Source organism: Bradyrhizobium sp. JYMT SZCCT0180, from assembly GCF_018130165.1.
GTDB lineage: Bacteria > Pseudomonadota > Alphaproteobacteria > Rhizobiales > Xanthobacteraceae > Bradyrhizobium.
Genome location: NZ_JAFCLZ010000004.1, coordinates 288,806 through 302,233, shown reverse-complemented (window position 1 = coordinate 302,233; position 13,428 = coordinate 288,806). Strand labels below are relative to the sequence as shown.

Sequence of the window (13,428 nt, the reverse complement as noted above, 5' to 3'; positions counted from 1 at the left end):
CCGGTCAGTCGAAGGCCACGTCAATGGCAATTGGTGCTTCCTCGCGTATCAGTCTCCGCTTCATGGCCGGCGTGATTTCGGCGATCTGGACATTTCAAGCCTCGCTTGCGGCGTCGGCGGCGCCGGACCGGGTGTCGCTCAGTGAGCAGGCGATCCATTGGAGCACCGTCAAATACGCGACCACCGAACAGAACGGTTTCATCAACGGGTCGCTCGACAAGAGCACCTTCATCGATCGCGCGTTCAAGGGCCGGGTGCTCGAGAACCGCTATCTGAAAGTCGTGCTGCTGCCCGAATTCGGCGGGCGCATTCTTTCCATCATCTACAAGCCGACCGGCCATGAACAGCTATATCGCACGGAAGTCGGCGTGCCCTACGGAATGGACGAAGGCAATTTCTATTACGACTGGCTGATGGTGTATGGCGGCATTTTTCCCACCTTTCCGGATGCCGAGCACGGCAGGACGTGGTCGAAACCCTGGGATTTCAAAGTTGTGAAAGAGAGTGCCGACGAAGTGACGGTGTCGATGTCGCTGACGGATAATTTCGAATATGCGGCAGCACCGGGGAAATTCAGGAAAGGATCGAGCGGCATCGAAGCGACTTACTTTGTGACGCTGAAGGCCGATCGTGCCGCGGTCGACGCACGCCTGGTGCTGAAGAACCCAAGCGACAAGACAATCCCGTACGAGTACTGGACCTGCACGACGCTGGCGCCGGGATCGGATCCGGACAATCCGAGGACCACCGGCGGCGCCGAGATCATCGCGCCGATCGCGGCCTACCGCACACCTGCCTGGTCGAAGAATTTGTCCGAGAGCGACGCGGGTGCCGGCGTGGGCACCCGCCGATTCGAAAAGCTGCGCTACTTCAGGAACTGGCCGACGATGGGCATCGCCTATGCGGCGCCGGACATGCAGGGCGGCAATTTCTGGGGCGTGATCAACCACGACAATGAAGAGGGAATCATCCGCATCGCGGACAACACGATCACGCGCGGCCTGAAAATGTGGACGTGGGGATTTGCCTCGTTCACGAACGAAACCGACCAGCGCAAGGATCCAAACCCGGCGCGGCCTTATGTCGAATTATGGGCGGGGGTGTCGGACGAGTTTTTCCACAGCGCCGCGTTTCCGGCGCGGAGCGAGGTGTCGATTCCGGAAACTTACAGCCCGACCGTCGGCATGAGCAACGTGACGCATGCGAACGCGAATATCCTGATCAATCTTGTCGCCGAGGCGTCCGGCGCCAGCCTTCAGTTCTTCAGCATTGAACCTGTGGCACCGCTGCGCATCATCATGAAACGCGGCGACGCCGTCTTGTTCGACGATGCCGTGACGGCCGACCCGAAAAACGGCAATCGCATTTTTGCGCCGATTCCTGCAGGTGGAAGCGCCGAACAGGTCGAGCTGACGATCAGGACCTCTGACGGCAAGGAGCTGATCGCGGCCACGGCAAGGGTGAAATGATGCCGGTCGGCGCCGTGGGAAAATCCTGGCTGGTTTCGCTACCGATGAGCGCCGCGCTCTGCTAACGAGAGTCATCAACGGCGATTGAAGCAGGCCGGCATCCCTGGGGTACCGGCGTTCAGCAATGGAGGCACTAAGCTATGATTGAAACAATTGGCATCATCGGGGCGGGTACGATGGGTAACGGCATCGCGCAGGTCTGTGCCGCGGCGGGGCTGAAGGTGACGATGATCGACATTTCGGATGCCGCGGTGGCGCGGGGGATGGCGACGCTGACCGGCAGCCTGGAGCGCCTCGTCAACAAGCAGAAGATGACCGATGCCGACCGGCAAGCCGCGTTGGCGCGCATCACCGCGACGACGGACAATTCAAAGCTTGCCAATTGCGACCTCGTGATCGAGGCCGCGACCGAGCGGGAGGATTTGAAGATCAAGATCCTGAAAGACCTTTGCGCGACGCTGAACCCGCGCGCGATCGTCGCGACCAACACTTCCTCGATCTCGATCACGAAACTGGCCGCGGCGACCGACCGTCCGGACCGTTTCATCGGCATGCACTTCTTCAACCCGGTGCCGCTGATGGCGCTGCTGGAGTTGATCCGCGGTTTGCAGACGTCTGACGACACCCACGCCCTGGCTGAAGAATTTGCAAAGCGCGTCGGCAAGGTGCCGATCACGGCGAAAAACAGCCCGGGCTTTGCGGTCAACCGCATCCTGTGCCCGATGATCAATGAGGCGATCTTTGCGCTGCAGGAAGGCATCGCCACCGCCGAGGATCTCGACGCCGGCATGAAGCTCGGTTGCAACCATCCGATCGGTCCGCTGGCGCTGGCCGACATGGTCGGCCTCGACACCATGCTGTCCGTCATGGAGGTGTTCTATGAAGGCTTCAACGACCCGAAATACCGGCCCGCGCCGCTGCTGAAGGAAATGGTCGCCGCCGGCCATCTCGGCCGCAAGACCGGCAAGGGATTCTATAATTACGGCAAGTCCGCGTAGAGCGGAGCTTCCTTTTCTTACCTCGCCCCGCTTGCGGGGAGAGGTCGGATTGCGAAGCAATCCGGGTGAGGGGGTACAGGTCCATCGATAGATCGAAATGGAGGAGAGACCCCCTCACCCCGACCCTCTCCCCGCAAGAGCGGGGCGAGGGAGAAGTGCTCCACTCCTCCCCTAACCTAACCCGATCGTCCGCTAAAACTCCGAATGTCCCTGCGGATCGACCAGCCGGTTGATCCGTTGCGCCGCGGCCATCGCGAACCGCACCGTCATCAGTTTGCGGGTCGGCGCGGACAGGCGATGCTCGGGCGCCTCGCAGTGCAGATGGGCGCCATAGGCATCGGCAACAATCAGGCCGGTGCCCTCAGGGAAAATCTCGCACGGCAGATCCTGCGTGAAGGCAAAGAACAGCCGGTCGCAATGCATCCGGTAGTCCTGCCATTTCTGGTCGGCGCGCAAATCCTCCACCGACGACTTGATCTCGACGATCCATATCTCGCTTTTCTCGTTCAGCGCCACCAGATCGGCGCGCCGGCCGGACGGCAAAGGCAATTCGCTGATGCAGGAAAAACCCAGTGTTCGCAGCATCCTGGCGGTGCCGCGCGCGATCGCGAGCGCGGTCTCGGACTGGCGGCGGTCCGGCGGCGGTACGAGGCTGACCTGGCGGGCGGGCGATTCCATGGTCCCTAGCCTATCCGATTCCGCGGCGATCGCCATCCGGGGGTGCGGCGCGGAATGCGCCGCAAATTCGTACCCAAGGCGCCTTGATTTGGACCACACGCCACCGCGAAGCCGAGGGAACCTGGGTTCCGAGGGACGGAACACATGGAGGAGAAACCATGAAGCAACGCTTCAGGGCTCACGGCATCACGCTTCGCTCACTTGCATTCGCTCTCGCTACCCTACCCCTTTCCGCCGGCCTGTCGCAGGCCATCGCCAAGCCCACGGTCGAAGTCGCGTTCGTTCTGGACACCACGGGCTCGATGGGCGGCCTGATCGAAGGCGCCAAGCGCAAGATCTGGTCGATCGCGACCGCGATCGTCGATTCCAATCCCGACGCCGAGATCCGTATGGGCCTCGTCGCCTACCGCGACATCGGCGATGACTACGTGACCAGGAAGATCGAGCTCACGCGCGACATCCAGGATCTCTACGCAAATCTCCTGGAGTTGAAGGCCCGTGGCGGCGGCGACTGGCCGGAAAGCGTCAACGAGGCGCTCGATATCGCCGTCAACAAGATGCAATGGACCGACGGCGGCGACGTCAGGCGGATCGTGTTCCTGGTCGGCGATGCGCCGCCGCACATGGACTACGCGCAGGACACCAAATATCCGGTGACGCTGAAAGTGGCGAAACAGAAGGACATCATCGTCAACGCGGTGCTCGCCGGCAACGCCGCCGACACCGAACGGGTGTGGCGCGACATCGCCCAGAACGGCAACGGCCGCTTCATTCCGATTCCGCAGGACGGCGGACAGGTGGTCGTGATCGAAACGCCGTACGACGAGGACATCATCATCCTGCAGCGCGAAATCAACGGCACCGTGATCCCCTATGGACCGCGGGCGATGCAGAAGCGCACCGAGGACAAGACAAAGCAATTGTCGCAGGTCGCCGCGGCAGCGCCCTCGCAGGCGTCTGAAATGGCGAGCTACATCAACAAGCGTTCCAAGGCGACGTCGGAAGCCGTCACCGGCGACGGCGATCTGGTCGCCGACGTTTCGGCTGGCCGCAGCAGCTTTTCCTCGATCAAGGAGGAAGACCTGCCGGACAATCTACGTGCCATGAAGCCCGAGCAGCGCATGGATGAAGTCAACAAGCAGATGAGCCAACGCAAGGCGCTCAACGACAAACTCGGCGCATTGGTGGCGAAGCGCGACAGATATGTCGCCGAGGCGCGCGCCAAGGCGCCGCCGAAGGCGTCTTCGTTCGACCGCGTGGTCGAGGATACGCTGAAGGCGCAGATCAAGCGGTAAAGCCGGCACCATAACCCCTGGCGGGTCGTCGCGGCCTGGTGCCATCGCGCACCGGGCCGGGACGGCAGGCCTTGGGTGGGATGCCAGCAACCGATTTAGGCTTGCCGAATCTTTTGGCCAAATCTTTTGCTTGGCGAGAGGTCAAAAATCGGCAATCTGCCGCCATGACCCAGGAAAACCAGAACCAAAATCAAGACCAGAATGAAACTCCGCCGAAGGCCGGCGCGATCATCGTTCCGGTGACGCTGTTCGAGCAGAACTGCACCATCATCTGGCACGAACCTTCGAAGAAGGCCGTGGTGATCGACCCCGGCGGGGACGTGCCAAAAATTCAGGCTGCGATCCAGCAGACCGGCGTCACGGTCGAGAAGATCTGGCTCACCCATGGCCATATCGACCATGTCGGCGGTGCGGCCGAACTGCGCGACGCGCTGGGTGTGAAGATCGAAGGGCCGCACATCGCCGACAAATATCTGCTCGACAATGTCGTCTCGAGCGGCGAGCGCTTCGGCATGACGAACGTGCGCAATTTCGGGCCGGACCGTTGGCTCGACGAGGGCGATCAGGTCTCGATCGGCGATCTGACCTTCGACATCCTGCATTGCCCCGGCCATTCACCGGGCAGCGTGGTGTTCTACAACAAGGAATTGCGCTTCGCCCATGTCGGCGACGTCTTGTTCGCCGGTTCAGTCGGGCGCACCGACCTGCCCGGCGGCAGCCATGCCACGCTGATCAGTTCGATCAGGGAAAAGCTGTTGCCGCTCGGCGACGACGTCGGCTTCGTCTGCGGCCATGGCGCCGGCTCCAGCCTCGGCCAGGAGCGGCTGACCAATCCGTTCCTCACCGGCGAGATGTGAGTCGCAACTAATTGCGTGAGGCTGCGCTACTTCATCAACCCGGCGGCCGTCAGCGCGCGGGTGATGACGCCGCCGACATCGATGCCGCGACGGCGCGAGGCCTGTTCCGGCTTGGCTTGATGCACGGGCTTGGCGCGCGGCCATAGTACTTTCGCCAGATCCGGCTCCGGCGCGGGCACTGGAACGGTCATCGCGATGGCGCGCTCGCGCGCAACTCCCGTAGGCGCCTTTGCGGGGGTCTTTGACATGCTCTTGGACACGGTCTTCTGTTCGACCTTGGGCGCGCGAATCCGCTCCGTCAGGCCGAAGAAATTCGCGATATGATAGGACGACGAAATTCCCGCCTCGATCAGGAACGCGCCTTCCGCGCCATACGGTTCATCATTGCCGCTGATGCCAAGCGGCGTGCCGTGGGCCATGTCGGTAATGGTGTAGGATTCGACGATGGTCTCGCCATCGGCATTCCACCAGACGTCACGGGGATGGCCATCGACTTCACCTGACGACATCGGCTCATGCGGCATCCCGTGCAGATCGAGCCACTGCTTGACGATCTCATCGGCATTGGCCGGGTTCACGGTGCGATCGGCGCTGCCGTGCCACACCGACAATTTCGGCCACGGGCCCTTGTGCGTGGAAGCGTTGCGCACGAGGTCGCCCAGTTCGCTCGCGGGACGCGACGGCGACTGCATCATGCCGCTCAGCGCTTCGCGCACATTGCTGGCAATGCCGAAAGGAAGGCCCGCAATGACGGCGCCGCCCGCGAACACCTCCGGATAGGTCGCGAGCATCACCGAGGTCATGGCGCCACCGGCGGAAAGCCCTGTCACATAGATGCGGCGTGAATCGATGTTGTGATCGCCGACCATCCGCGCGATCATTTGCCGGATTGAACCGGCTTCACCACCATCGCGCGAAATGTCTTCCGGATTAAACCAGTTGAAACAGGTGTTGCCGTTGTTCGATGCCTGTTGTTCGGGCATCAACAAGGCAAAGCCGTAGCGCGTCGCCAGCGTCGACCAGCCGGTGCCGAGATCGTAGCCGGCCGCGGTCTGGCCGCAGCCATGCAGCACGACAACCAGCGCCGGTGCAGGCGAGAGGTGCTCCGGTACGAACGAGAACATCCGGAGCGCGCCCGGATTCGAGCCGAATTCGTTAATTTCCACCAGTGGGCTGGGCCCAGCGCTCCTGCCATGCCCGGCCAAGCCACTGAAGGCGTTCAGCTTCGGAAAATGGCGCAGGAATTCGACGTTCTTGACGAGGGACAAACTGCAGCTCCTGGGGAGGGTCGTTCAGCTAACGACACACCAAACAGATAGTTGCTGCGGTGCAAAATAAAAAGACCGTGCACTGTCGTTCCCCAGAATTGAATTTTCGTTATCGACGTTAATTTGTCATCCCGGAGTCGCGCGCCGCGATCCCGGAGTCGCGAGCCGCGATCCCGGAGTCGCGAGCCGCGATCCCGAGGTCGCGCGCCGCATCCATGTCAGGAATGCGGCACATGCCATGATCGACAACGCGAACAGCGCGCACGCGACAAAGAGCGCCGGTCGCGCCGCGCCCGCGGCTTCGATCGCAAAGAACACCGCGCCGATCGCGGCGACACCGGCAGCGTTGGCGATCTGCGCGATGGTGCCGTACATGCCGGAGCCCGCGCCCGCACTCGAAGGTTTTACGGTCGATAGCACCGCGCTCGACAACGGCGCCATCACCAATCCCTGGCCGTAGCCGAAGATCGTCAGCACCAACGCCAGTACAATGGCTGATGGCGCGCTGACCCATTCGATCACAGCCACCAGCGCGGCAAGGCCGGCGAGCTGCACCGCGCAGCCCTCGATCAGCACCAGCGTGCCGCGATGCTTTGCGCGCACGCCGCTGTGGCGCGAAGCGATCACAAAGGTCAGCGCCAGCGGGATGAAGACGAGTCCGGCCTGCAGCGGTGGAATCTGCAACGCCTTCTGCATGAACATGGTCATGACCAGATAGAACGACAGATTGGCAAAGAAGAAAAAGAACACCGCTGCTAGCCCACGCATGAACGCAGGGTCCGACAGCAGCGAAAGATCGATCAGCGGCATGCCGCCGTTTCGCGCGACGGCGCGTTCGAGCCGCAGGAACGCGGCAATGATGGCGACACCCGCCGCCATTACCAGCCACACCCATGGCGACCAGTGCAGATCATGACCGAACAGCAGCGGGCCGATCAGGCACAGCAAGCCTGCGAACAGCACGATGGCGCCGGGAATATCCAGCCGCGTGCCCGCGCGCCGCGGCGCCACCGGCATCAGCTTCATAGCAGCGGCAATGATAACCGCGCCAAACGGCACGTTGACGAAGAACACCGCGCGCCAGCCGAGGCCAGCGAGATCTGATGTCACCAGAATGCCGCCGAGCAGAAAGCCGGCGGCTCCCGCCAGTCCCAGCACGATGCCGTAGATGGCAAAGGCGCGGCCGCGCGCGCTATCGGCAAACAGCAGATGAATGGTCGCAAGCACCTGCGGCACCATCAGCGCCGCGGTGGCACCCTGCGCCAGCCGCGCCAGGATGAGTTCGGGGCCGGACTGCGCAAGCCCGCACCACAGCGAGGTGACGGTGAAGCCGAACACACCCGATATGAACACGTTGCGCGTGCCGTAGATGTCGCCAAGCCGGCCGCCGGTGACCACCAACGTGGCGTAGGCGATCAGATAGACCGCGATCACGGCCTCGATCTGCGCTGCGCTCGCCTGCAACTCGGCCGCAATGGTCGGGATCGCGACGTTGACGATGAAGGCGTCGACCCCGAACATGAATTGCGCGGATACCACGATCGCGAGCACCCACCAGCGGCGCCAGGAATCGACTGAGTTATCGACGGAGTTATCGACGGGGTTTGTGACGATCTGGTGCATTGGCAGCGGCCTGTCCGAAATCTGTTGCACGCATCCGTTACAGCTTTCGGTCATGCGAGCGATTACCCCGGAGGTAAGGGCCCGATGATTTGGCCCGATTGCTGCATGGCGACCCGGGCTTCCTGCAGCTTTTTCAGGCGCTTGCGCCTTCGGGACGGCCTTGATGTACGACTATGACATGCTGGTGATCGGGTCCGGCCCTTCCGGGCGCCGCGCCGCCGTGCAATTCGCCAAGCTCGGCAAATCGGTGCTGGTGGTCGAGAAAGGCCGCCGGGTCGGCGGCGTTTCCGTGCATACCGGGACCATCCCCTCCAAAACCCTGCGCGAGACCGTGCTCAATCTGTCCGGCTGGCGCGAGCGCGGCTTTTACGGCCGCTCCTACCGGGTCAAGCAAGACATCGCCGCCCAGGACCTGATCGTGCGGCTACAGAAGACGCTCGATCACGAGGTCGAGGTGCTCGAACATCAGTTCAGCCGCAATTTGGTGCGGACCGCCGCCGGCGAAGGCCGCTTTGTCGGCCCGCATCAGATCGAAGTGACGGCGGCGAACGGCGAAACCCGCAACGTGACGGCCGCGCACATCCTGATTGCCTGCGGCACGCGACCGTTCCGTCCCGATTACGTGCCGTTCGACGGCAAGACCGTGTTCGACTCTGACGAGATCATCGACCTGCCGAAACTGCCGCGCAGCCTCGCCGTGATCGGCGCCGGCGTGATCGGGGTCGAATACGCCACCATCTTCTCGGCACTCGACGTCGCCGTGACCTTGATCGAACCGCGACCGACGTTTCTCGACTTCATCGACAAGGAACTGATCGAGGAATTCATGCACGAGCTGCGCGACCGCAACGTCGCATTGCGACTCGGCTCCGCGGTGAACTCGATCGAGCACAGCGCGGGCGGCGGCATCCAGACGAAGCTCGCCGACGGCCGCGTCGTGACGACGGAGATGCTGTTATTTGCGGCCGGGCGCGTCGGCGCCACCGACCGGCTCAATCTCGGCTCGGCCGGGATCGAGGTCGATCATCGCGGACGCATCACGGTCGATCCTTTGACGCTGCAAACCTGCGTCCCGCATATCTATGCCGCCGGCGACGTGATCGGATTTCCGAGCCTGGCCTCGACCTCGATGGAGCAAGGCCGGGTCGCGGCCTGCCATGCGCTCGGCATGGAGCCGCTGGCGCCACCGGAATTCTTCCCCTACGGCATCTATTCGGTGCCGGAGATTTCGACCACCGGACTGACGGAAGAAGAGGTGCGCACGCGCGGCATTCCCTATGAGGTCGGCGTCGCGCGGTTTCGCGAGACCTCGCGCGGCCACATCATGGGGCTGAACAGCGGCATGATGAAGATGATCTTCTCGACCAAGACCCGCCGCCTGCTCGGCGTGCACATCCTCGGCGAAGGCGCCACCGAACTGATCCATATCGGCCAGGCCGTGCTCAACCTCAAAGGCACAATCGACTATTTCATCCAGAACACTTTTAATTACCCGACGCTGGCGGAAGCCTACAAAATCGCCGGGCTCGATGCGTGGAATCGGATGTCGCGGTAGATACCAAACCACGCCCTTCGTCATTGCGAGAAGCGAAGCGACGAAGCAATCCATCCATCCGTTATGCCGTGACATGGATTGCTTCGCTGCGCTCGCAATGACGGTCTTGGTTACTTACGAATTTCGCCTTGAACGCGAATCCCTTAGCGCGCGACCAAGCAGCGACGCTTGCCGTTTCGCCAGGGATAATCCATGAATTTCGCATCGAAGCTGCTCCTTCCATTGATGGCCGGGGCACTTGTCGTTTCATTCACCGACGTCGCATCGGCAACAAAGCCGTGGCCGCCGGGCATGCAGACGCCGGTACCGGTCGCGGAAGAAGGCCAAACCCCGCCCCCACGCGCCCCCCGGCAGATCTTTCCGGAAAAGCGCGTCCAGCCGCTGACGCCCGAGATCGAGGCGTCGCTCATTCCAAAGGACAGTTTCAAGGAATGCGATGTCTGTCCTGAAATGGTGGTGGTGCCGAAGGGCTCGTTCATGATGGGCACGCCCGCGGACGAGCCGGACCGCTTCAAGGGCGAGGACCCGATTCATCGCGTCAGTCTTGCAAAACCGTTCGCAGTCGGCCGCTTCACCATTTCGTTCGACGAATGGGACGCCTGTCTCGCCGACGGCGGCTGCGGCCGCGACAAGGGCGACGACAAGGGGTTTGGCCGCGGCCGCATGCCGGCGCAGGGCATCAATTTCGTGGCCGCGAAATCCTATCTGGCCTGGCTGTCGAAGAAGGTCGGCCGCACCTACCGGCTGCCGAGCGAATCCGAGCGCGAATATTTCACCCGCGCCGGCACCTCGACGCCGTTCTGGTTCGGCAACACCATCACCGCGCAGGACGCCAATTACAAAGCATCGATCCCCTACGGCGCCGGGCCGCGCGGCACGGACAGCAAGGGCCCCGTGGTGGTGGATTCCTATCCGCCCAATCCGTTCGGCCTGTATCAGGTGCACGGCAACGTGTTCGAATGGACCGAGGACTGCTTCAACAAGCGCTACAACGAAGACACGCCGGTCGACGGCTCGCCCTGGCTCGAGGGCAATTGCCAGCGGCGCATGCTGCGCGGCGGCACCTGGGACTGGATGGCCAACATGGTTCGCGCGGGCTACCGCGAAAACGGCATCGTCGACGGCGGCGGCTACAGCTTTCGCGTGGTGCGATCGCTGAACGTGCCGGTGCAGTGAGGCAAGGGTGATCAGCCCACCCATCAAGATGGATCGGTCATAGAATAACAGGCGACGCCGCTGAGTACGGCGCCGCCTGCGGGTAGCTGATTCATTGGAGACTAGAGAGAAGAGCCCGACTCGACCGCCACAGAAGGACCGGGACCTTCGCGTTCTGTTCTGGAATGCTGATGCTAGACCTAGTCAAAGTTCCTTAAGCCTTTATGCATCGCCCTCCGTAGAACTACGATGACGTCTTCCGTCAGGAATGCGCAGGCTCGAGCGAACCGGTGAGCGAGGCGCGTTGCGACAGCTCGATCCAGTTACCGTCGGGATCGCGCACCATCGATATCCGCGCCGTGGTCCCGAGCGTCACCGGCGCGCGCGCTTCGCGGCCGCCATGGGCCAGCACATGGGCGTGCTCGCGATCGACCTCGAACACCTGGAACGTGATGTAGCGCCAGCCCTTGCCTTCGAAGGCCGCATCATGCGGCGCGTCGGCCGCGGGCGCGACGATCAAGACGGTATCGCCCGCGAGGAACGTCAGCGCGCCATCGGGCGTGTTCGCCTCGCCCTGCGGTAAGCCCAGCGCCTCCATGTAGAAACGGCGATGTGCCGCGACGTCGCGCACGCCAAGGCGAATGCCGATGCGTTCGATGCCGTACATGCCGCGCGGCACCAGCACGACGCGGTTGCCTTCGGGATCGGCCATTGGCTGAGGCGCAATGAGGCCATCGCGCGCGATCAGCAGTTCGAGGTAACCCGACGGCGGATTGTCCGGCAGCGGTTCATAGACCTGATTGATCTTCAGGACCGAGCCGCAGAGATCGTGGCGATGCTGCTTGTAACCGCGGCGAATCGGCTGCGTGTGGTCGAACGGCAGCCCGATCTCGTTCTGCCAAAAAGGCGAGCGCTGATGGCGCATGGTTGGTGGCAAAGCCGATGTCGATGCGGGGTTTCGCCAGATTCATTGGATGAGACCACGATTCATGGTGATCCCTGCGACAAGCAGGAATCCTGATAATTCCGGCCGACGGTATGTCAGCCAAACTTGCGCGACAACCATGCGCCAGCGGCGGGCTTGGAGGATTGCCTTGCCCTGCCCCACCCCGTAGTTTGGACCTGAGCAATTCCAAAGAACAATAAATCCGGAGAGAAAACCCCATGGCGCGCCTCAAATTCGGAGCCTTTCTCGCCCCGCATCATCCGATCGGCGAGAATCCGTTGCTGCAGTTCCGCCGCGACCTGGACTTCGTTGAGCAGATCGACGCGCTCGGCTTCGACGAGTTCTGGTGCGGCGAGCACCATTCCTCGGGCTGGGAGATGATCGCCTCGCCGGAAATGTTCCTGGCCGCCGCCGGCGAGCGCACCAAGCGCATCAAGCTCGGCACCGGCGTGGTGTCGCTGCCCTATCACCATCCCTACAATGTCGCGCAGCGCATGGTGCAGCTCGACTGGATGACCGGCGGCCGCGCCATCTTCGGCTCCGGTCCGGGCGCGCTGGCCTCCGACGCTCATACGCTCGGCATCGATCCGATGACGCAGCGCGACCGCCAGGACGAAGCGATCGCAGTCATCCGGCGCCTGTTCAAGGGCGAGCGCGTCACCGCCAAGAGCGACTGGTTTCAGATGAACGACGCCGCTCTGCAATTGCTGCCGCTGCAGGAAGAGATGCCGTTCGTGGTGGCGTCGCAGATTTCGCCCTCGGGCATGACGCTGGCAGGCAAATACGGCATCGGCATCATCTCGCTGGGTTCGATGTCGACCCAGGGCCTGATGGCGCTGCCGACGCAATGGGGCTTTGCGGAAGACGCCGCCAAGAAGGCCGGCACCACCGTGAGCCGCGCCGACTGGCGCGTACTCTTGAGCTGGCACATCGCCGAGACCCGCGAACAGGCCTATCGCGAGGCCGGCCCCGGGCTGATGAAGTGGCACAACGAATATAATGTCGGCACGCTGCAGCGGCCGGGCCTCGAGCCGTTCACGTCACCCGAGGACGCGCTTGAGAAAACCGCGGGCGGCGAAGCCGCCGCTTCCACCATCGGCACGCCTGACGACCTGATCAAGACCATCAAGAACCTGATGGCGGTTTCCGGCGGCGTCGGCACCATCGTTGGCTTCGTGCATGACTGGGCCAATCCGGAAAACACCCGCCGCAGCTGGGACATGGTGGCGCGCTACGTGATCCCGGAGATCAACGGCTACGTGAAGGGACTGCGCGAGTCGCAGAAATTCCTGGTCGAGAACCGCGCGGTGTTCGAGCGCGCAGGACAAGCCGTGATGGCCAAGATCATGGAAAACGACAAGGCCGCCGCGGCGCTTGCGGTCACCGGCCCCGGACGGGTCGCGATCCCCACCATCAACGCGCCGGACCTGCAGAAGGAAGCCGCGAAGCGCAAGGCGTAAGGCGATACGCTATCTCGCCGTCATTGCGAGGAGCAACGCGACGAAGCAATCCATCCATCCGTTATGCCGCACGATGGATTGCTTCGCGGAGCCTGTCATCGGGCGCGCATTCGCGCGACCCGGT

Annotated in this window: 11 protein-coding genes; 7 read left to right on the top strand and 4 right to left on the bottom strand. The window is 62.8% G+C overall.

The genetic code is table 11. The annotated features are described in order from the left end of the window. The first annotated feature begins 23 nt into the window (after nucleotides 1-23). Both JQ641_RS08325 and JQ641_RS08320 read left to right on the top strand, forming a co-directional pair. Nucleotides 24-1,469 (top strand): DUF5107 domain-containing protein, encoded by a 1,446-nt coding sequence (locus JQ641_RS08325; protein ID WP_211995494.1) that lies wholly within the window; start codon nucleotides 24-26, stop codon nucleotides 1,467-1,469. A gap of 140 nt (nucleotides 1,470-1,609) precedes the next feature. Then, nucleotides 1,610-2,467 (top strand): 3-hydroxybutyryl-CoA dehydrogenase, encoded by an 858-nt coding sequence (locus JQ641_RS08320; RefSeq protein ID WP_192736366.1) that lies wholly within the window; start codon nucleotides 1,610-1,612, stop codon nucleotides 2,465-2,467. Nucleotides 2,468-2,659: 192 nt separating this feature from the next. Here JQ641_RS08320 and JQ641_RS08315 read toward each other — a convergent pair whose 3' ends face one another. Beyond that, entirely contained in the window at nucleotides 2,660-3,145 is a 486-nt protein-coding gene (locus JQ641_RS08315; RefSeq protein ID WP_211995493.1) for an MmcB family DNA repair protein, read from the bottom strand. A 158-nt stretch (nucleotides 3,146-3,303) separates the two neighbouring features. Here JQ641_RS08315 and JQ641_RS08310 point away from each other — a divergent pair, with 158 nt between their 5' ends. Both JQ641_RS08310 and JQ641_RS08305 read left to right on the top strand, forming a co-directional pair. After that, on the top strand, nucleotides 3,304-4,440 hold the full coding sequence (locus tag JQ641_RS08310) for a vWA domain-containing protein (protein ID WP_211995492.1): 1,137 nt from the start codon (nucleotides 3,304-3,306) through the stop codon (nucleotides 4,438-4,440). 164 nt (nucleotides 4,441-4,604) lie between these two features. Then, nucleotides 4,605-5,297: an MBL fold metallo-hydrolase gene (locus JQ641_RS08305; RefSeq protein WP_211995491.1), complete on the top strand. Its 693-nt coding sequence runs from the start codon at nucleotides 4,605-4,607 to the stop codon at nucleotides 5,295-5,297. Between the two features lie 26 nt (nucleotides 5,298-5,323). Here the strand turns inward: JQ641_RS08305 and JQ641_RS08300 are convergent, their stop codons facing one another. Both JQ641_RS08300 and JQ641_RS08295 read right to left on the bottom strand, forming a co-directional pair. Further along, nucleotides 5,324-6,565: an extracellular catalytic domain type 1 short-chain-length polyhydroxyalkanoate depolymerase gene (locus JQ641_RS08300; protein ID WP_211995490.1), complete on the bottom strand. Its 1,242-nt coding sequence runs from the start codon at nucleotides 6,563-6,565 to the stop codon at nucleotides 5,324-5,326. Nucleotides 6,566-6,691: 126 nt separating this feature from the next. After that, entirely contained in the window at nucleotides 6,692-8,188 is a 1,497-nt protein-coding gene (locus JQ641_RS08295; RefSeq protein WP_211995489.1) for an MFS transporter, read from the bottom strand. A gap of 163 nt (nucleotides 8,189-8,351) precedes the next feature. Here JQ641_RS08295 and sthA point away from each other — a divergent pair, with 163 nt between their 5' ends. Both sthA and JQ641_RS08285 read left to right on the top strand, forming a co-directional pair. Beyond that, nucleotides 8,352-9,743, top strand: a complete 1,392-nt coding sequence (sthA, locus tag JQ641_RS08290; RefSeq protein ID WP_211995488.1) for a Si-specific NAD(P)(+) transhydrogenase — start codon at nucleotides 8,352-8,354, stop codon at nucleotides 9,741-9,743. 192 nt (nucleotides 9,744-9,935) lie between these two features. Next, complete coding sequence (locus JQ641_RS08285) at nucleotides 9,936-10,919, top strand: formylglycine-generating enzyme family protein (RefSeq protein WP_211995487.1); 984 nt, start codon at nucleotides 9,936-9,938, stop codon at nucleotides 10,917-10,919. A 241-nt stretch (nucleotides 10,920-11,160) separates the two neighbouring features. Here the strand turns inward: JQ641_RS08285 and JQ641_RS08280 are convergent, their stop codons facing one another. Further along, complete coding sequence (locus JQ641_RS08280; protein WP_249150263.1) at nucleotides 11,161-11,823, bottom strand: VOC family protein; 663 nt, start codon at nucleotides 11,821-11,823, stop codon at nucleotides 11,161-11,163. A 239-nt stretch (nucleotides 11,824-12,062) separates the two neighbouring features. Here JQ641_RS08280 and JQ641_RS08275 point away from each other — a divergent pair, with 239 nt between their 5' ends. Beyond that, a complete protein-coding gene (locus JQ641_RS08275) occupies nucleotides 12,063-13,304 on the top strand; it encodes an LLM class flavin-dependent oxidoreductase (RefSeq protein ID WP_211995486.1) in 1,242 nt (413 codons plus the stop codon). Nucleotides 13,305-13,428 lie beyond the last annotated feature (124 nt).